General features: G+C 68.5%; 16 protein-coding genes. 11 read left to right on the top strand and 5 right to left on the bottom strand.

The window, feature by feature from the left end; all coding sequences use genetic code 11:
• Positions 1 to 9: 9 nt before the first annotated feature.
• A complete protein-coding gene (locus AC07PA_RS27885) occupies positions 10 to 3,126 on the top strand; it encodes a WD40 repeat domain-containing protein (RefSeq protein ID WP_494610229.1) in 3,117 nt (1,038 codons plus the stop codon).
• 25 nt (positions 3,127 to 3,151) lie between these two features.
• Here AC07PA_RS27885 and soxR read toward each other — a convergent pair whose 3' ends face one another.
• Positions 3,152 to 3,619, bottom strand: a complete 468-nt coding sequence (gene soxR / locus AC07PA_RS27880) for a redox-sensitive transcriptional activator SoxR (protein ID WP_494610228.1) — start codon at positions 3,617 to 3,619, stop codon at positions 3,152 to 3,154.
• 87 nt (positions 3,620 to 3,706) lie between these two features.
• Between soxR and AC07PA_RS27875 the strand changes: the two genes are divergently transcribed.
• Both AC07PA_RS27875 and AC07PA_RS27870 read left to right on the top strand, forming a co-directional pair.
• A complete protein-coding gene (locus AC07PA_RS27875) occupies positions 3,707 to 4,159 on the top strand; it encodes a RidA family protein (RefSeq protein WP_007855009.1) in 453 nt (150 codons plus the stop codon).
• 118 nt (positions 4,160 to 4,277) lie between these two features.
• Complete coding sequence (locus AC07PA_RS27870; RefSeq protein ID WP_007855012.1) at positions 4,278 to 4,421, top strand: hypothetical protein; 144 nt, start codon at positions 4,278 to 4,280, stop codon at positions 4,419 to 4,421.
• A 78-nt stretch (positions 4,422 to 4,499) separates the two neighbouring features.
• Here AC07PA_RS27870 and AC07PA_RS27865 read toward each other — a convergent pair whose 3' ends face one another.
• Positions 4,500 to 6,791, bottom strand: coding sequence for a putative bifunctional diguanylate cyclase/phosphodiesterase (locus AC07PA_RS27865; RefSeq protein ID WP_494610227.1), 2,292 nt, complete (start codon positions 6,789 to 6,791; stop codon positions 4,500 to 4,502).
• Positions 6,792 to 6,911: 120 nt separating this feature from the next.
• Positions 6,912 to 7,889: a ribosome biogenesis GTPase YlqF gene (gene ylqF, locus AC07PA_RS27860; RefSeq protein WP_145699086.1), complete on the bottom strand. Its 978-nt coding sequence runs from the start codon at positions 7,887 to 7,889 to the stop codon at positions 6,912 to 6,914.
• 112 nt (positions 7,890 to 8,001) lie between these two features.
• Between ylqF and AC07PA_RS27855 the strand changes: the two genes are divergently transcribed.
• Both AC07PA_RS27855 and AC07PA_RS27850 read left to right on the top strand, forming a co-directional pair.
• Positions 8,002 to 8,244 (top strand): hypothetical protein, encoded by a 243-nt coding sequence (locus tag AC07PA_RS27855; RefSeq protein WP_494610226.1) that lies wholly within the window; start codon positions 8,002 to 8,004, stop codon positions 8,242 to 8,244.
• A 47-nt stretch (positions 8,245 to 8,291) separates the two neighbouring features.
• Positions 8,292 to 8,459 (top strand): oxidoreductase-like domain-containing protein, encoded by a 168-nt coding sequence (locus AC07PA_RS27850; protein ID WP_494610253.1) that lies wholly within the window; start codon positions 8,292 to 8,294, stop codon positions 8,457 to 8,459.
• 813 nt (positions 8,460 to 9,272) lie between these two features.
• On the opposite strand, the gene gshA is transcribed toward AC07PA_RS27850, so the two are convergent.
• A complete protein-coding gene (gene gshA, locus AC07PA_RS27845) occupies positions 9,273 to 10,802 on the bottom strand; it encodes a glutamate--cysteine ligase (RefSeq protein ID WP_494609788.1) in 1,530 nt (509 codons plus the stop codon).
• 68 nt (positions 10,803 to 10,870) lie between these two features.
• Positions 10,871 to 11,779 carry an SDR family NAD(P)-dependent oxidoreductase gene (locus AC07PA_RS27840; protein WP_494609787.1) on the bottom strand — a complete coding sequence of 303 codons (909 nt, stop codon included), beginning with the start codon at positions 11,777 to 11,779 and terminating at the stop codon, positions 10,871 to 10,873.
• Between the two features lie 201 nt (positions 11,780 to 11,980).
• Here AC07PA_RS27840 and AC07PA_RS27835 point away from each other — a divergent pair, with 201 nt between their 5' ends.
• The 6 genes from AC07PA_RS27835 (at position 11,981) to nusB (ending at position 16,373) form a co-directional block, all read left to right on the top strand.
• Positions 11,981 to 12,262, top strand: coding sequence for a DUF427 domain-containing protein (locus AC07PA_RS27835; RefSeq protein WP_494609786.1), 282 nt, complete (start codon positions 11,981 to 11,983; stop codon positions 12,260 to 12,262).
• A gap of 598 nt (positions 12,263 to 12,860) precedes the next feature.
• Positions 12,861 to 13,505 (top strand): DUF938 domain-containing protein, encoded by a 645-nt coding sequence (locus AC07PA_RS27830; RefSeq protein ID WP_145699081.1) that lies wholly within the window; start codon positions 12,861 to 12,863, stop codon positions 13,503 to 13,505.
• Positions 13,502 to 13,795: a 2Fe-2S iron-sulfur cluster-binding protein gene (locus tag AC07PA_RS27825; RefSeq protein ID WP_145699080.1), complete on the top strand. Its 294-nt coding sequence runs from the start codon at positions 13,502 to 13,504 to the stop codon at positions 13,793 to 13,795. Before AC07PA_RS27830 ends, AC07PA_RS27825 begins: the two co-directional genes overlap by 4 nt.
• 350 nt (positions 13,796 to 14,145) lie before the next feature.
• Positions 14,146 to 15,267, top strand: a complete 1,122-nt coding sequence (ribBA, locus tag AC07PA_RS27820) for a bifunctional 3,4-dihydroxy-2-butanone-4-phosphate synthase/GTP cyclohydrolase II (protein WP_007858486.1) — start codon at positions 14,146 to 14,148, stop codon at positions 15,265 to 15,267.
• A gap of 18 nt (positions 15,268 to 15,285) precedes the next feature.
• Positions 15,286 to 15,750 (top strand): 6,7-dimethyl-8-ribityllumazine synthase, encoded by a 465-nt coding sequence (ribH, locus tag AC07PA_RS27815; RefSeq protein WP_007858487.1) that lies wholly within the window; start codon positions 15,286 to 15,288, stop codon positions 15,748 to 15,750.
• Positions 15,747 to 16,373, top strand: a complete 627-nt coding sequence (gene nusB, locus AC07PA_RS27810) for a transcription antitermination factor NusB (protein ID WP_494609785.1) — start codon at positions 15,747 to 15,749, stop codon at positions 16,371 to 16,373. The genes ribH and nusB overlap by 4 nt, the downstream gene beginning before the upstream one ends.
• The last annotated feature ends 68 nt before the right edge of the window (positions 16,374 to 16,441 follow it).

Raw genomic sequence — 16,441 nt, 5'->3', positions numbered from 1 at the left:
GAAAGCACCATGCCCAGCCTGCCCAGCCTGCGCCTTGTCCCCCTGGCCGATGTGGCCCATCTGCTGCCTGCCGACTGCGCCCTCGCCGAGCGCCTGCGGGCCGATCCCGAAGAATTCAGCGAGGAGACCGCCGCCTGGATCACCGGCGACCTGCAGTGGCCCGAACTGCACCTGGACACGCCGCTCGTGGCCGATGGCGGGCTGCACCGGCTGGCGCAGGCGCAACCCGAGCCCGTGGCCCTGCCCCGCCGCGCCCCCCACCTGCTGCTCGTCGAAGGCAGCCTGCGCATCGACGGCGCGCTGACCGCCAGCGACACCGATGGCACCACGAACCTGGTGGTGCTGGGCAGCCTGCAAGCACAGCACGCGGTGATCGGCGGGCAACTGGTGTACGTGAAGGATGTGCTCACGGTGGAAGAACTGCTCTGGGGCCACGATGACCACGGCGACCTGCACGTGGACGGAGGCCTCGCCGCGCGCGTGGCGCTGTTCACCGACGGGTACCACGTGCAGGTGGCCGGCGGCGAGCAGGTGGAGTTCCTCCTCGACGAGGTGCGCGGCGTGCCCAGCCTGGCGGAGTTTTCTGCCGAGGTGGCCGGCCTGGTGTTCCTGCCCGGGTACTTCGACGGCATCGACGATGGCACGGACGGCATCGGCGATCTGCTGGACCGCGAGCGCGTGGTGGAGGCCGTGCGCGCCAGCGAGAGCCCCGTGCGCACCAGCGCCGAGATCACCGCCGACATGCCGCTGGCCAGCGACCTCTTCGCCGACGAGGCCATCAGCGTGGCCAACATTCTCGCGGCGGTGAATTCGCCCATCGTCACGCACAAGGAGAAGAAGGCGCCCGGCTGGTTTGGCCAGACCGACTTTTCGCTGTGCCGCCGGCATGTGGATGCCGAGGGCGACCAGCGCGACGACAACGTCTTCATCACCGTCTGGAAGACCTGGGACTTTTACCTCTCGGTGGAGCACGAGCCCACGCGCAAAGGCCTGCTGGCACGCCTGGCGGCAGCCGTGCTGCGCAAGCCCATCCCGTTCAACGAGGTGGCGACGCTGCTCTACCGCGGCTACACCGAGGGCACGGGCGACGGCTGGAAGGTGCTCGACGACGAAGCGCCTGCCGAGGCGCGAGAAGCCTGTACCCAGGCCTGGCGTGGCGTGCTCGACTACCTGCGCCGTGCCGTGGGCCAGTCGCGCGCCGGCTACCCGCTGTACCGCCGGCTGCAGGGCACGCTCACGCCCAAGCACATCGAGCAGTTCACCAGCCTGCCTTATTTCACCGAGGAGTACAACGACTGGTGGGACAGCGACAGGAACGGCACCTGGCAGGGCGACGTGTGGGTGGGCGCACGCCAGCCCTGCCTGCACGAGGGCGAGCCCTATGGCCGTGCGCTCAAGCTCAGCTGGGAGAACGGCGAGCCCCGTCCCGGGGACGACCCGGACGACATGTACAGCGCCTACCAGCTCGACGTCGACGAGGCCCGCACGGGCCCGCCGCTGGTGGATTTCAGGTACGCCCAGCGGCAGAGCGAAACCAAGACCCCGCTGCCACGCGGGGCGGTGGACCACATCGCGCGGCTGCTGCGCATGTTGGCCCAGGTGGAAGCCAGGATCCGGGGCGCGCACGAGAAGCAGCAGGCCGAGCGCGCCGAGGCCCAACGCATCGAGGCCGCCGTGCGCCTGCTGGCCACGCCCCCGCTGGCACCGGACCTGCCCGATGCCGCCGTGTTCCCGGCCGAGCTGATGCTGCTGTCCGGGCAATGGCAGGCCGATGGCGAGGGCTATGTGGCGGCGATACGCGCCCACCAGTTGGCCCTGCTCACCCGCGCCGAACAGGGCAGCAAGGACGACGACAACGAGGACACCGACGACGAGGAAGACGGTGACGGCACCGCCCGGATCCCCGAAGACCCACGCAAGGCCAGCGCCCCCACGGTGCTGCAACTGGCCCGCGTGGTGAACCGCCATGCCGACGAGGCGTTGGCCGAGCGCTTTCGCCAGCGCTTTGCCTTTGCCCCGGACGCCTATGTGCGCACGGCAGCCAAGGCCGGACAGTTCATCGGCCCGGCCCTGCTGCTGTCGGACGGCCGCATCCTCGCGCGCATCGGGCCCACCTACAGCGATGCCGTGCACTGGGTGCAGATCGAAGGCGTGACCGTGACCTTGCTGACCGCGCTGCAGGGCCTGGGGCGTTCGGCCGACGGGCACTGCTTTGCCCAGAGCGACGGCACGCACATCACCACGCACCAGGGCTATGGCGGCCCGCTGATCGCGCAGTTGCCGCTGCCACGCGGCAACGAGGGCATCCCCGCGTCCATGGGCCTGGTGGCGGGCGCGCTGGGCCAACGCTGCGACGAGATCATCCCCTTCAACGACGGCCAGCGCGTGCTGCTGCGCAACCCCACCGGCATCTACCTGATCAGCGCTGCCCAGGGCGTGCAGCGCCTGCACCCGCAGGAGTTCGACGAGGGCGAAGACGGCGAGGACGATGGCGGCCCCTACACCTGGCCCAAGAACCACGAGGACGCCGCCGAGGGCGAGCCCCCAGGCAGCCTGCTGGCCATGGACATGCTGCACATGGCCCTGTCGCCCGACGAGCGCTTCATCGCCCTGGGCGACCAGGACAGCACGCACATCCTGCTCGACGCCCAGGGCCGGCCGCTGCGCACGCTGGACACCCACTCCTCCTACCCGCACCACGCCCGCTTCTCGCATGACAGCACGTGGCTGTGGTTCAACTCCTGCCACCTGTACAACGGCATCACCAGCGCCACGCGGGTGGATGACGCGCAGGACGGCGAGGGCACGCTCGTGAACACGCGCTGGCGCGTGTACGCCTCGGCCACGCTGCCGGGCCTGGTGGTCATGGGCGATGCCGACGGCTACATCCATGCCCTGGACGGCGAGGGCAACATCCTGTGGCGCCACCATGTGGGCAGCACCATCAGCGCCGTCGAGGCATCGGCGGACGGCAGCACGCTGCTGGTGGGCAGCTACGGCGGCTACCTGGCCGTGCTGGAGCGCACCGAAGCGGGCCTGGACCCGTATTCCATCGGCACCTCGCCCTACACGGAGGTGCGCCGCTGGATCTTCTGGGACAACGAGCCCGCGCCGCTGCGCTGGTGACGAGCGCAGCCCCGCCCGGGGCCGCTCAGAAATGCGGACCGGGCCCTTCCCGGGCCAGCGCATCCTGCGCATTGCGCAGCGGGCAGACCTTGAGCGACAGGCAGCCGCAGCCGATGCAGCCATCGAGCTGGTCGCGCAGCGCGGTCAGGGTGCGGATGCGCTCGTCGAGGTCTTCGCGCCAGCGCTCGGACAGGCGGCGCCAGTCGGCCACCGTGGGCGTACGGCCTGCGGGCAGGGCCTGCAGCGCCTCGCCGATGGCCGCCAGCGGCACGCCCATTCGCTGGGCGATCTTGATCACCGACACCCGGCGCAGCACCGAGCGCGGGTAGCGCCGCTGGTTGCCTGCGCTGCGCACGCTGGCGATGAGGCCCCGCGTTTCGTAGAAATGCAGCGCCGAGACGGCCAGTCCGCTGCGCCGGGCCACCTCGCCCACCGAAAGATCGGCGGCCAGCTCTGCCATGGAATCGCCTGGTGCGTCGTCGTGCTGCTTCATGACCCTGCTCCTAAAAGTGCCCGTTGACCTCAACTTAGCTTGAGGTTGAATACTAACAGCCTCTTCAACGATTTCAGGAACCCACCCATGTCCCAGATCGCCTCGCGCCTCACCTCCGCCCACGCCGCCACACTCGCCCACATCAACCCCGAGGGCGTGTACGACCCCGCCCCCAATGGCTACACGCACGTGGTGGTCGCGCCCCTGGCGGGCCGCACGGTCTATGCCTCGGGCCAGGGCGGCGAGAACCTGGCGGGCGAGCTGTCGCCCGACTTTGCCGAGCAGCTCGCACATGCCCTGGACAACATGCGCCGCGTGCTGGAGGCGGCCGGCGCCACCGTGCATGACGTGGCGCGGCTCACGCTGCTGGTCGTGGACCACACCGAAGCCCGCCTGGCCCTGTGGACCGAAGCCGCACGCCGCGTGTGGGGCGACGCACCCACGCCCGCCTGCACGCTGATCCCGGTGCCGCGCCTGGCGCTCGACGGCATGCTGGTCGAGGTGGAGGCCACCGCCGTGGTTGCAGCGGCGCGGGCATGAGACCACCACGCTCCCCGGCGCCCTGAAAAAAGAGCCACCATCCGTCATCGCGACCACCCCGGATGTGGCGTACCATGCTGCGCAGCGGTCCCATCCGGAGACCCAACCAGGAGGACCCATGGCCAAAGGTGAACAGCGCAGCAACAAGATGGCTAAGAAGCCCAAGAAGGACACGTCGATTCCCAAGGAATCCCACGGCTCCGACCGTCCCATGCCGCCCGTGACAGCCGTGCTGCCACGCGGCAAGGACAAGAACAAGTAAGCCAGCCAGCATCCGGCCCACCGCCGGACCGAACAACAGCCCCCGCTGCCTCCCGGCAGCGGGGGCTGTTTTCCTGGTTCAGACGATGGGACCGGGTGCAAGCCTGGCCAGCCAGTCCTCCTGCGGCTCGGGCCGGCCATAGAGGTAGCCCTGGTAGAGGATGTCGGGCGCACGCTGGCGCAGGAAGTCGGCCTGGGCCCGGGTCTCCACACCTTCGGCCACCACGCGCAGGCCGAAGTGGCTGGCCACCGACAGGATGGCCTGCACCAGCACGCCATCGTCGGCACTGGTGGGGGCATCGTGCACGAAGGAGCGGTCGATCTTGATCTCGTGGATGGGCAGGCGCTTGAGGTAGGCCAGCGAGGAGTAGCCGGTGCCGAAGTCGTCCAGCGACATCTCCACCCCCAGCGCCGCCAGCTCGCGCATCTTGCCGACGGCATCGTCGAAATCGTCGATCACCAGGCCCTCGGTGACCTCCAGCGTGAGCAGGCGCGGGTCGGCGCGGGTGGATTCGAGCAGCGCACGCAACTGCGGCACGAAATTGGCCTGGCGGAACTGGCGCGCGCTGAGGTTGACCGACAGGCGCAGGCGCTGCCCGCTCATCACCGGCAATGCCAGCAGCGCGCACGACTGCGCCAGCACCCAGTTGCCCAGGCCCACGATCAGGTCGGACTCCTCGGCAATGGGAATGAAGGCACCGGGCGCCAGCAGGCCATCGCGCGGGTGCTGCCAGCGCACCAGCACCTCGGCGCCCGTGAGCTGCCCCTGCGCATCCACCTGCGATTGCAGGAACAGCCGCAGCTCGTCGTCCGCAATCGCCTGGCGCAGCGTGCGCTCCACCAGGAAGCGCTGCTCCGCCGCCTCGCCCATGCCCTGCTCGAAGAAGGCCGAGCGCCCGCCCCCGGCCTGCTTGGCCCGGTGCAGCGCCGTGCCCGCGCGGCGCAGCGCCTCCTGAGGCGAGTCGGCCGGGCTCTGCGGGTACAGCGTGATGCCGATGCTGGCACCGAGCTGGGCCTCGTCGGCATAGCCCTCCAGCCGCAGCGGCTGCAGCAGCAGGGCCTGCACCTGCTCGGCAAAGGCCAGCGCCCGGCGGCTGGCCTGCGGCGCCTGGCTGGCCAGGTCGTGCAGCACGATGGCGAACTCGTCGCCGGCCACGCGCACCAGCAGGCCCTGGTCGGGCAGCAGCTCGGACAGGCGCAGCGCCACGGCGCACAGCAGCCGGTCGCCCATCTCGCTGCCGCGCGCGTCGTTGAAGGTGGTGAAGCGGTCCAGGTCCAGCAGCACCAGCGCATGCAAGGCCCCCGGCACATTCGGCGCACGCCCGGAGCGCCACTGCAGGGCCGACAGCCGGTCCATCAGCATGGTGCGGTTGGGCAGGCTGGTGAGCGCGTCGAAGTGGGCCAGGCGGTGGATCTCGTCGGCCGCGCGCTTGCGCTCGGTGATGTCCTGCTTGAGCTCCACATAGTGGGTGATGTGCCCATCGGACTGGCGGATGGGGGCCACCACCACCGCCTCGATCACCTCGGCGCCGTCCTTGCGGCGGTTGACCTGCTCGCCGCCCCAGTTCTCCCCGCGCTCCAGCGTGTCGCGCAGGCCCAGGCGCTGTGCAGGCGCCATGCCGTTGCTGGAGACCCGGGCCGATGGCTGGCCCAGCACCTCGTCGCGCGCATAGCCCATGCGGGCCAGGAAGGCGGCGTTGACGTACTCGATGCGCCCGGCCAGGTCGGTGATGACGATGCTCTCGGGGCTCTGCTCCACGGCGCGCAGCAGCTTGCGCAACTCGGCCTCGCTGTCGGCCAGGCTCGAAGCGGTCTGCTGCGCCTCCTGCACACGGCGCAGGTAGCTGCGGCGCGACAGCAGCGTGGCAGCCGCCGTCACGGACAGAACGCCCGTGAGGTAGGCCAGGTAGGCCAGGCGGTTGCCATAGCGGGCGTCCGGCAGCCAGCCGTGCAGGTCGGCCCAGAGGAAGACCAGCATCAACACGCCTGTGCAGCCCGTGAGCCACAGGGTGGCGCGTGCGCCCAGGATCCAGCCCGCAAACACGATCAGCACCGGAAAATTGAGCAAATTGGGCCCGCGCAGGCCGCCATTGCTGGCCGCCACCATGGCCACCACGCCCCACACCCCCCAGACCAGCACCAGCGCCGCCTGGTGCCAGCGCCCCATGCGGCCCAGCACCACGGACAGGGCACCCATGCCGCCCGCCCCCAGGTTGAGCAGCACATGCGTCCATGACAGCGGGGCGTCCAGCAGCAGCAGCGCGGCGATCAGCGTGCCGGTGACCGCAACCACCCACGCGCCGGCCCGCACCAGTTGCTGCGTGGTGGTGTCGTCGCGGTCGGAGGGCAGCAGGTGGGCAACAGCGCGCATGGTCGTCATCAAAGCGGTGGCAGCCGATGAATTGGCATGGTAACGCGATACATCGCGTCTATCGAGTCCTCAATTGCCACAGGCCGGCCCGGTCACCGGCCCCGCGCCGGGGCACCCCGGCTATTCGGCCTCGGCGGCGTCGCCCGCAGCGGGTTCGCGCACGCCCGATCCCTTGCCCTTGGACTTGGCGCGCGCGTCCTTCTTGGCCTGGCGCTTGGCGTCCTCGGCCAGGCCGGCGGCGCGCCAGGCCTCGAACTCGGTGGGCGTCTCCAGGGTGATGCGCCCCAAAATGGCCGTGCGAAAGTCGGTCATCACGATCTCGGCGGTCTTTTGCAGGTTCACCCGGCCGCCGCCCAGCATGGCGCCGCGCTTCCTGCCGATGGCTTCGAGCAGCTCCTCGTCGTGCATGGTGGCCATGCTCCCGGCAGGCAGGCCCAGTTTGTAGCGCGCCTCCAGCAGCGGCGCATAGTGCTGCTGCAGGCGGCGCAGCAGCTCCAGCGCCACCAGCTCCTCGTCGTAGGCATTGCGGCCCACGGCGCCGCTGGCGGCCAGGTTGTAGCCGCTTTCGGGAATGATGATGCGCGGCCACAGCATGCCGGGCGTGTCCCACAGGTAGAAATCATCGGCCAGCGTGATGCGCTGCTCGATCTTGGTGATGCCGGCCTCGTCGCCGGTCTTGGCCTGGCGCTTGTTGGTCAGGGTGTTGATCAGCGTGGACTTGCCCACGTTGGGCACGCCGCAGATCAGCACCCGCATGGGCTTGGCCATGCCGCCCCGGTTGGGCGCGAGGCGGTGGCAACCGTCGATGAGCTTGCGCGCGGGTGCGGCCTCCGACGCGTCGAGCGCCACCGCGCCCGTGCTGAGCTGGGCGTTGTACCAGTCCAGCCACAGCGCCGTGCGCGCGGGGTCGGCCACGTCCTGCTTGTTGAGCACCTTGAGCGTGGGCTTGTGCCCCGTGAGCTCGACCAGCAAGGGGTTGGCGCTGGAGCCGGGCAGGCGCGCGTCCAGCACCTCGATCACCACGTCGATGTCCTTGACACGTTCGGTGATGGCTTTCTTGGTCAGGTGCATGTGACCGGGGAACCACTGGATGGCCATGCGGGGGTACTTTCTAGTCGAACGGATCGGAAATCGGGGTGGCAAGGATAATCGCGGTTTGCCCTGGCGCTGTTTTAGCGCCTTTTCGGCATATTTTCTGCCAGCCATCGCCATGCCAACCAACGACAACACTCCCCGCAACCCCCAACAGGCCAAGGCCGACAAGGAGATGCTGTTCAAGGGCGTCACCTGCGCCCTCATCGGGCTGGTGATCCTGCTGGCGCCCTACGTCGCCAGATCGGGTGGCGTGCGCGATCTCATGGCCCAGGCCACCTTGGTGGGCTGGTTCGCTCTGGTGCTGGGCGGGGGCTTCATCGTGCAGTACCTGCTGCGCCGGGCCAAGCGCAAGCGGTGATCGGCGCCGGCACGCCGCCCGTGGCCCCGGTCGATGCCGCCCGGGCGATGTTTGCACAGCTGCAGCAGCAGGCTGCGGCGATGGGCATCACCCTGCGCGCGCCACCGCCTGAGCCTACCAGTTGTTGTGGGCGGGGGTGCAATGGGTGTGTGTGGGAGGGGTTCTTTGCTGCGGCTGAGTATTGGCGTGAGGAGGCGTTGCTGCAGTTGGGGTGACGGTGCTGTTGTTGCCCAGGCGTGGTTCAGCGGCCTGGTCTTCGTGGTTATTGCGTGCTTGGATTGAGGGCGGGAGCCGGGGTGTGCGCCCGGCGGCGCACCTACCTTCTTTTGCTTCGCCAAAAGAAGGTAGGCCAAGAAAAGGCGACCCCGCTGCCCGTGTCCCCTGCGCTTCGCTCCGGGGCAACCTGCGATGCTCGGTCCTGGGGTGCACCGCGGAACTCGCTGCGTTCCCCCTGCGGGTGAACTCCGCTCAAACATCCGCGGTGAGTCAGACAACGATGCGCGTGTCCTTCGGCACGCGCTCACCCCAGGCCCTGCGCTTCTCGGCACGGTCAGAAGGGGGTGGGAACGGGCCCCATACGGGCCATTGCTTCGCTCGGCCTGTGGTCCTTCGCTGCGCTCGGCTCGCCAGGACGATCGCCCAGCTCGTCGGCAGCGCGCAGCGCGTCACCGACACCCGGCGCAGCTGCGAAGCAGCAGCCGTTTTTGACCCCGCTCCCCACCCCTCTGGCTGCGCCGAGAAGCGCAGGGGCTCGGGTGGGTGCATGTGCCGCAGGACACATGCACTTCGTGATCTGGCTCGTCGATGCTGTTTGAGCGGAGTTCGAAGAACGCAGCGAGTTCATCGACGCCCACCCCAGATCCGAGCATCACAGGCTGCCCGCAGCGAAGCGAAGGGACGCAGACAGCGGGGTCGCCTTCTCTTTGGTGACTTTCTCTTGGCGACGCAAGAGAAAGTTACTGCGCCGCCGGGCGCACATCCCGGCCTCCGCCTTCAACCCACAGCAGAAGCCACCACAAACCAAACTCTCAGCCCAAACCACCCACGGCCATGTACTGCTCCCGCCAAGGCTCAAACGGCAAGGTATCCGCCGCCTCAATAGCCTTCTGCGCCGCCACGGAGTCATGCGCCATCTGCTCGAACCGCGCCTGCTGCGCATCGCTCCACGGCAAGGCCAGCAGCGTGTTCTGCGCCTTGGCCGATTGCTGGAAGGCAAACCGCTCGAAGTTGCTCTCGTGGTCCTGCACCATGCTGGCCAGCACGCGCGCCGAGGGCGTGCGCTCGGGCGCTTCCATCAGCGCACGCGCATCGCGCAGCGCGTCGCTGTAATCCGTGGTGCCGTGCGTGGCGTCCAGCGCCGCAGCCAGAGGCACGCACTCGGCCAGCACCTCGGCGCCCCAGGTGGTCAGCGGCACGGCCTGGCCGGCGCGCTGCAGCAGCAGGCCCGGCTCGCGGCCGCGCTCGGCCGTGAGGTGCTGGTTGTGCTGGAGCTCGGCGATCTCCTCGGGCGTGTCGGGCGGGCTGTCGGACAGCAGGCAGTGCAGCAAGAACACGTCCAAGAGGCGCATGGTCTGCGCCGTGATGCCCACGGTGACGAAGGGATCGAGGTCCATCAAGCGCACCTCGACGTATTCCACGCCGCGCTCGCGCAGCGCATGCAGCGGGCGCTCGCCGGTCTTCACCGTGCGCTTGGGGCGGATGGTGCCGTAGAACTCGTTCTCGATCTGCAGCAGGCTGGTACCGAGCTGGTTGTAGTCGCCGCCGGGGTTGCGCACGCCCACCGTCTCGTAGGCCGGATAGGGCTTGGTCAGCGCCTCGTGCAGCGAGTTGGCGTAGCCCTTGAGGCCGTTGTAGCTCACCGCCAGCGTGGCCTGGGCGTCGCTCTGGTAGCCCAGGCGCCCCATGCGCAGCGAGGTGGCGTGCGGCAGGTACATGGCCTGGCCCCTGTCGCCCAGCGGCAGCAGGCGGTGCTCGCGCCCCTGCACGAAGCAGGGGCACAGCGCGGGCGAGGCGCCGAACAGGTACAGCAGCACGAAGGCATGCCGGCGGAAATTGCGGATCAGCGCGAAGTAGTCATCGCTGCCCACGCCGGGCAGCGACCAGTTGTAATGGATGCCCGAGATGGTCTGCATGCGCCGGCCATAGCGGTGGCCCAGGCCCATGCGGTAGACGCTCTTGGCGCGGCCCACGTTGGAGCTGCCATAGCGGCCGATCGGGATCGTCTCGTCGGTGGGCAGGCCGCAGGGCATGCTCGACGCCCACATCAGCTCGCCGCCCTGGGCCTGCAGTGCGCGGTGCACGAACTGGTGCACCTCGGCCAGCTCGTTCAGGCAATCGTCCACGCCCTTGTGCGCGCCGGTGATCAGCTCCAGCTGCGATTCGCTGTAGTCGGTGGTGATCAGCGGGTGCGTGAGCGCCGAACCCAGCGCCGCCGGGTGCGGCGTGAGCGCCAGCCCCCCGCTGGGCAGCACGCGCAATCCCTCCTTTTCGATGCCGCGGCGTATCCCCGCCAGGGCGTCGGCGGGGTAGGCGGTCAGTCGTTCCTGCAAAGTTCTCATATCTTTATTACCGATCTCGTGTCGGCCCGGAACTTAGCACGGCGCACGATTGCGCGTGTGGATCTGGCTTAAACCCTGGCCGCCAAGGCCTTGCTCACCTCGTTGGTCCCCTGCGCTGCGCCGCTTTGTGGTACTTGCTCGCCGGCGCGCTCGGTCACGTCCGAGAGGCGGGCCGCGAGCTGCTCGGGGGTGTCGGCGCCAACGCCTAGGTGAATACCCTGAGTCAACGTGATGTGCGCCGCCTCGAAGGTGCCGGCGCCTGCGCACAGGATGGTGCGCGTGGGCGCGCTCTCGTGCGCCAACACCAGCATGGCGGGCACCACGGCCTCGGGCTTCAGGGCGTCGAGCACTTCCTGGGGCATCAGGCCCTCGGTCATGCGCGTGGCGGCCGTGGGCGCCAGCGCGTTCACGTGGATGTTGTACTTGGCCCCCTCAATGGACAGGGTCTGCATCAGCCCCACCTGGGCCAGCTTGGCGGCACCGTAGTTGGACTGGCCGAAGTTGCCGTACAGGCCGGTGGACGACGTGGTCATCACGATGCGCCCGTACTGCTGGGCCACCATGTGCGGCCACACGGCCTTGCAGCAGTGCGCGGCGCCCATCAGGTGCACGTCCACCACCAGGCGGAAGTCGTCCATCTCCATTTTGCTGAACGACTTGTCGCGCAGGATGCCGGCGTTGTTCACCAGGATGTCCACCCGGCCCCAGGTGTCGATGGCCTGCTGCACCATGGCCTGCACGGCCACGTAGTCGGTGACGGATGCGCCGTTGGCAATCGCCTCGCCGCCGGCCGCGAAGATCTCGTCGACCACGGCCTGCGCCGCCCCCACCGAGCCGCCCTTGCCATCCACCGCGCCGCCCAGGTCATTGACCAGCACCTTGGCGCCGCGCGCCGCCAGTGCCAGTGCATGCTGGCGACCCAGGCCGCCACCGGCGCCCGTGACGATGGCCACACGGCCCTTGAAATCGATACCCATGGTCAATGTTCTCCTGTGGTGGTTGGCTTTGAAATGGCGGCCTGGATCGCGCCGCGACAGCGCAGCGACTGTAAGCCACATCGCGCCGCAGGCCGGTACCGTGCGTGACTGCTGGCCGTGCAGGCAAAATCGCGGCTGGCGCCCCACCCTCGCCCGGGCGCCGGGCACTTGCGCCCCTTTCCCCCTCTCCAAGGATCTCCCATGAAAGCAACCTGGAACGGCGTGACCATCGCCGAAAGCGACGACACCGTGGTGGTCGAAGGCAACCACTACTTCCCCGAAGCCTCGCTCAAGCGCGAGTACGTCACCTTCAGCAACCACAAGACCATGTGCGCCTGGAAAGGCCAGGCCAGCTACCTCTCGCTGCTGGTCAACGGCGAAATGAACTCCGACGCCGCCTGGTTCTACGCCGATCCCAAGCCCGAGGCCGACGAGATCCGTGGCCGCGTGGCCTTCTGGAAGGGCGTGAAGATCGAGGCCTGAAACGCGGCAGCAGTTATCCCTGCCAGCACTGGACAATCATGTGGATAAGTTTTGGCAAGCCCTGTATGGCATCGCCAAGCCATTGATTCACAAGGGAAACCAATGCAGCGCCCATTTTTTGGGCAGCCCGGCACGGCCGACATCTGCGGGTTATCCCTGATGGCACTGGACAATCGTGTGGATAACCCCGGACAAGTTCTGTATGACCGATGCAAGTGCTTGATTCACAAGGCAATACTACGCACCGCCCATTTTTGAGGCAGCGCCGGACCGCTCACCACCCGCCGGTTATCCCAGCCTTCGCTGGACAATCATGTGGATAAGTTTTGGCAAGTTCTGTATGGGCGATCCAAGTCATTGATTCACAACGGGAATGGATGCGGCGCCTGTTTTTTAGGCAAAGGGCGTCCGGTTATCCCTGCCAGCACTGGACAATCATGGGGATAACTCTGGAGAACCGCTGTATGACCGTCCCAAGTGCTTGATTTGCAAGGCTTATCCCTGCGTTGATGAAAATTCAGGCACTTCGGCAAAGACCCTGTGAAGCCCCCTCTGCTTTCAATTTGATAGCATCGCGCCCCGCACTTTGTCCACACCCATGACCGCACCCGCCCTCCCCTGCAGTCCCGCTTCCGAACGCAACCAGCCCCCCATCCTGGCGGTGCTGCGCGGGTTGCTGCCCGATACCGGCACTGCGCTCGAAATCGCCAGCGGCACCGGCCAGCACGCCGCCTTCTTCGGCGCCGCCCTGCCCGGCTGGGCCTGGCAGCCCACGGACCTCAAGGACGAACTGTTCTTCGCCATCGCCGGCTGGGCCCTGCAGGCCGGTGCCACCAACGTGCAGCCCGCCGTGCTTCTGGACGTGCGCTCCGGCACCTGGCCCGATGGCCAGGCGCCCTTTGCCCAGGCCTTCGACCTCATCTACTGCGCCAACATGCTGCACATCGCCCCCTGGGCCTGCTGTGCGGGGCTGATGCAGGGCGCGGCGCGCCACCTGGCCCCCGGTGGCCGGCTGGTCACCTACGGGCCCTACATCGAAGACGGCGTGCCCACCTCGCCCGGCAACCAGGGCTTCGACGCCACCCTGCGCGCCCAGAACCCGGCCTGGGGCATCCGCAACCGCGCCGACGTGGAGCGCGAAGCCGCAGCCGCCGGCCTGCACCTGGCCGAGCGCCACGCCATGCCCTCCAACAACCTTTTGCTGGTGTGGCAACGCACCCCAGCCCCAGGCAACACCGCATGACCCAGCCCGCCATCCCCTTCTTCACCGCCCGCATCGAGCCCGATGGCGCCCAGTGCGATGCCTGGCCCGAACAGCCGCTGCTCGTCTCCATCGAGCAGGGCGGCATCGACTGGCCCAGCTCCTGCCGCAACGGCACCTGCCGCACCTGCATCGGGCAGTTGGTGGAAGGCCGTGTGCGCTACGAGATCGAATGGCCGGGCCTCTCGCCCGAGGAAAAGGCCGAGGGCTGCGTGCTGCCCTGCGTGGCCTACCCCGAGACCGATGTGGTGATCCAGGGCAGCATGATTTAGGAAGCCCCCCCTGAGTCGCTTCGCGCCTTCCCCCCAGGGGGACGCCGCCCCTGCGGCGGGGCGGCCCTTGCACGGCGGCACTGGTCTTGGGGCGCGCCAGTTTTTCGGGCACACGAACGTATCAGCCGCTGATTTGCGCCAACATGGCGCCCCTGCGTGGACGCAGGACTGCCCGGGTGCATTAAAATCAGTAACTTCCGGGGCAATATGCTCCGTCGACGTGCGGCAGCGCCGCATCGCATGTTCTTTGGGCGGTTTCTTGGAGGTGTGTGCCGTGTGGCGACCTCCGGCCACGGGAACCTGCGCTGCGCACGCTCGCCAGCCGTCCCCACAGAAAGCCCAAGCCTTCCATGAACACCCCCCTCACCCCCGTGCCGATCTCGCCCGTCGAGGACATCGTGGCCGAGATGCGCGCCGGCCGCATCGTCATCCTGGTCGATGAAGAAGACCGCGAAAACGAAGGCGACCTGGTGCTGGCCGCCGACCATGTCACTCCCGAGGCCATCAACTTCATGGCCCGCTTCGGCCGCGGCCTGATCTGCCTGACGCTGAGCCGCGAGCGCTGCGAGCGCCTTCGCCTGCCGCCCATGGTCACGCGCAACGGCACCAAGCACGCCACCGCGTTCACCGTCTCCATCGAGGCGGCCGAGGGGGTGACCACCGGCATCTCCGCCGCCGACCGCTCGCGCACCGTGCAGGCCGCGGTGGCACCCAACGCCCGCGCCGAAGACCTGGTGCAGCCCGGCCACATCTTCCCGCTGCAGGCGGTGGACGGCGGCGTGCTCATGCGTGCCGGCCACACCGAAGCCGGTTGCGACCTGGCCGTGATGGCCGGCTGCAGCCCCGCCTCCGTGATCTGCGAGATCATGAAGGACGACGGCACCATGGCCCGCCTGCCCGACCTGCAGCTCTTCGCGGCCGAGCACGGCCTGAAGATCGGCACCATCGCCGACCTGATCGAGTACCGCAGCCGCAACGAAACGCTGGTACAGAAGGTCGGCACGCGCACGCTGCAGACCGCTGCCGGCGAGTTCACCGTGCACGCCTTCCGCGACCAGCCCAGCCAGGCCGTGCACCTGGCGCTGGTCAAGGGCCAGTGGGGAGCCGACGACGTGGTGCCCGTGCGCGTGCACGAGCCCCTGTCGGTGTTCGACGCGCTCGAGGTCAACCGCTCCATGCACTCCTGGGGCCTGGATTCGAGCCTCCAGTACCTGGCCGCCCAGGGCAAGGGCGTGGCCGTGCTGCTCAACTGCGGCGAGACAGCCGAGCAACTGCTCGAGCAGTTCGAAGGCACGGCCCGCGCCGCCCAGGCGCCCGAACGCGGCCGCATGGACCTGCGCACCTACGGCGTGGGCGCGCAGATCCTGCGCGAGTGCGGCGTGCACAAGATGCAGCTCATGGGCCAGCCTCGCCGCATGCCCAGCATGGCCGGCTACGGCCTCGAAATCACCGGCTTCATCCCCAAAGAGTAAAAGAACAGGATCACCACTATGTTTGGCGCAGAAAAAGGAACAGCGGACAGGCTGGACGGCAGGAAGCTGCACATCGGCATCGTGCAGGCCCGCTTCAACGAGAGCATCACCAACGCCCTGGCCGCGGCCTGCCGTGCCGAGCTGCAGGCCCTGGGCGTGCAGGAAAAGCACATCACCCACGTGCTGGTGCCCGGCGCGCTCGAAGTGCCCGTGGCCCTGCAGGCCATGTGCGAGGCCGACGAGTACGACGCGCTGATCGCCCTGGGCTGCATCATCCGCGGCGAGACCTACCACTTCGAACTGGTGGCCAATGAATCGGGCGCGGGCGTCACGCGCCTGTCGCTCGACTACCAGATCCCGATTGCCAACGCCATCATCACCACCGAAAACCTCGAGCAGGCCATTGCCCGCCAGAGCGAAAAAGGCACGGACGCGGCCCGCGTCGCCGTGGAGATGGCCAACCTGCTGGAAGACCTGTCATGAGCGAAAGCAACAACTACGGTGACGACGACAACGGCACCGGTGCCACCAGCAGCCACCCGGCCAAGCGCCCGCCCAAGCAGGCACGCACCGGCCTCAAGAGCACCGGCGTGCGCAAGGCGGCTTCCAAGTCGGGGCGCAGCCGCGCGCGCGAATTCGCGCTGCAGGCGCTGTACCAGCACCTGGTGGGCGGCAACGCGCCCGAGGCCATCGACGCCTTCACGCGCGACCTGGCCGGCTTTCACAAGGCCGACTCGGTGCACTACGACGCGCTGCTGCACGGCAGCATCAAGATGGCCGCCGACATGGACGCGCTGATCACCCCGCTGCTGGACCGCAAGATGGCCGAGATCTCGCCCATCGAGCACGCCGTGATGTGGATCGGCGTGTACGAGTTCCAGCACTGCCTCGACGTGCCCTGGCGCGTGGTGCTCAACGAGTGCATCGAGCTGGCCAAGGAGTTCGGCGGCACCGACGGCCACAAGTACGTGAACGCCGTGCTCAATGGCCTGGCCCCGCGCCTGCGCGCCGCCGAAGTCGCAGCCGACAAGGGTGCTGCAGCCGCAGCAGCAACAGCCCCCAGCGACGCAGCAGCACCCGAGGGCGGCGAAGACGCCCAGGCCTGATTGACCGAGCCTCATCGCAGGCTTTCCTGCCCCGGGCATGCACGGCCCGGCGGGCTCCCCCCACAATG

The sequence above is a fragment of the Acidovorax sp. GW821-FHT09B03 genome (assembly GCF_059418305.1).
Note: the sequence above shows the minus strand (reverse complement) of the source record. Positions and strands in the feature narration are given on the sequence as shown.

Bases quoted from the DNA above. Each gene is read 5' to 3' on its own strand.
- AC07PA_RS27825 (WP_145699080.1), top strand. From the start codon at position 13,502: ATGACCCAGCCCGCCATCCCCTTCTTCACCGCCCGCATCGAGCCCGAT.
- ribBA (WP_007858486.1), top strand. From the start codon at position 14,146: ATGAACACCCCCCTCACCCCCGTGCCGATCTCGCCCGTCGAGGACATC.
- AC07PA_RS27865 (WP_494610227.1), bottom strand. From the start codon at position 6,791: ATGCGCGCTGTTGCCCACCTGCTGCCCTCCGACCGCGACGACACCACC.
- nusB (WP_494609785.1), top strand. From the start codon at position 15,747: ATGAGCGAAAGCAACAACTACGGTGACGACGACAACGGCACCGGTGCC.
- ribH (WP_007858487.1), top strand. From the start codon at position 15,286: ATGTTTGGCGCAGAAAAAGGAACAGCGGACAGGCTGGACGGCAGGAAG.
- soxR (WP_494610228.1), bottom strand. From the start codon at position 3,619: ATGAAGCAGCACGACGACGCACCAGGCGATTCCATGGCAGAGCTGGCC.
- gshA (WP_494609788.1), bottom strand. From the start codon at position 10,802: ATGAGAACTTTGCAGGAACGACTGACCGCCTACCCCGCCGACGCCCTG.
- ylqF (WP_145699086.1), bottom strand. From the start codon at position 7,889: ATGGCCATCCAGTGGTTCCCCGGTCACATGCACCTGACCAAGAAAGCC.
- AC07PA_RS27850 (WP_494610253.1), top strand. From the start codon at position 8,292: ATGTTTGCACAGCTGCAGCAGCAGGCTGCGGCGATGGGCATCACCCTG.
- AC07PA_RS27830 (WP_145699081.1), top strand. From the start codon at position 12,861: ATGACCGCACCCGCCCTCCCCTGCAGTCCCGCTTCCGAACGCAACCAG.
- AC07PA_RS27855 (WP_494610226.1), top strand. From the start codon at position 8,002: ATGCCAACCAACGACAACACTCCCCGCAACCCCCAACAGGCCAAGGCC.
- AC07PA_RS27875 (WP_007855009.1), top strand. From the start codon at position 3,707: ATGTCCCAGATCGCCTCGCGCCTCACCTCCGCCCACGCCGCCACACTC.
- AC07PA_RS27835 (WP_494609786.1), top strand. From the start codon at position 11,981: ATGAAAGCAACCTGGAACGGCGTGACCATCGCCGAAAGCGACGACACC.
- AC07PA_RS27885 (WP_494610229.1), top strand. From the start codon at position 10: ATGCCCAGCCTGCCCAGCCTGCGCCTTGTCCCCCTGGCCGATGTGGCC.
- AC07PA_RS27870 (WP_007855012.1), top strand. From the start codon at position 4,278: ATGGCCAAAGGTGAACAGCGCAGCAACAAGATGGCTAAGAAGCCCAAG.
- AC07PA_RS27840 (WP_494609787.1), bottom strand. From the start codon at position 11,779: ATGGGTATCGATTTCAAGGGCCGTGTGGCCATCGTCACGGGCGCCGGT.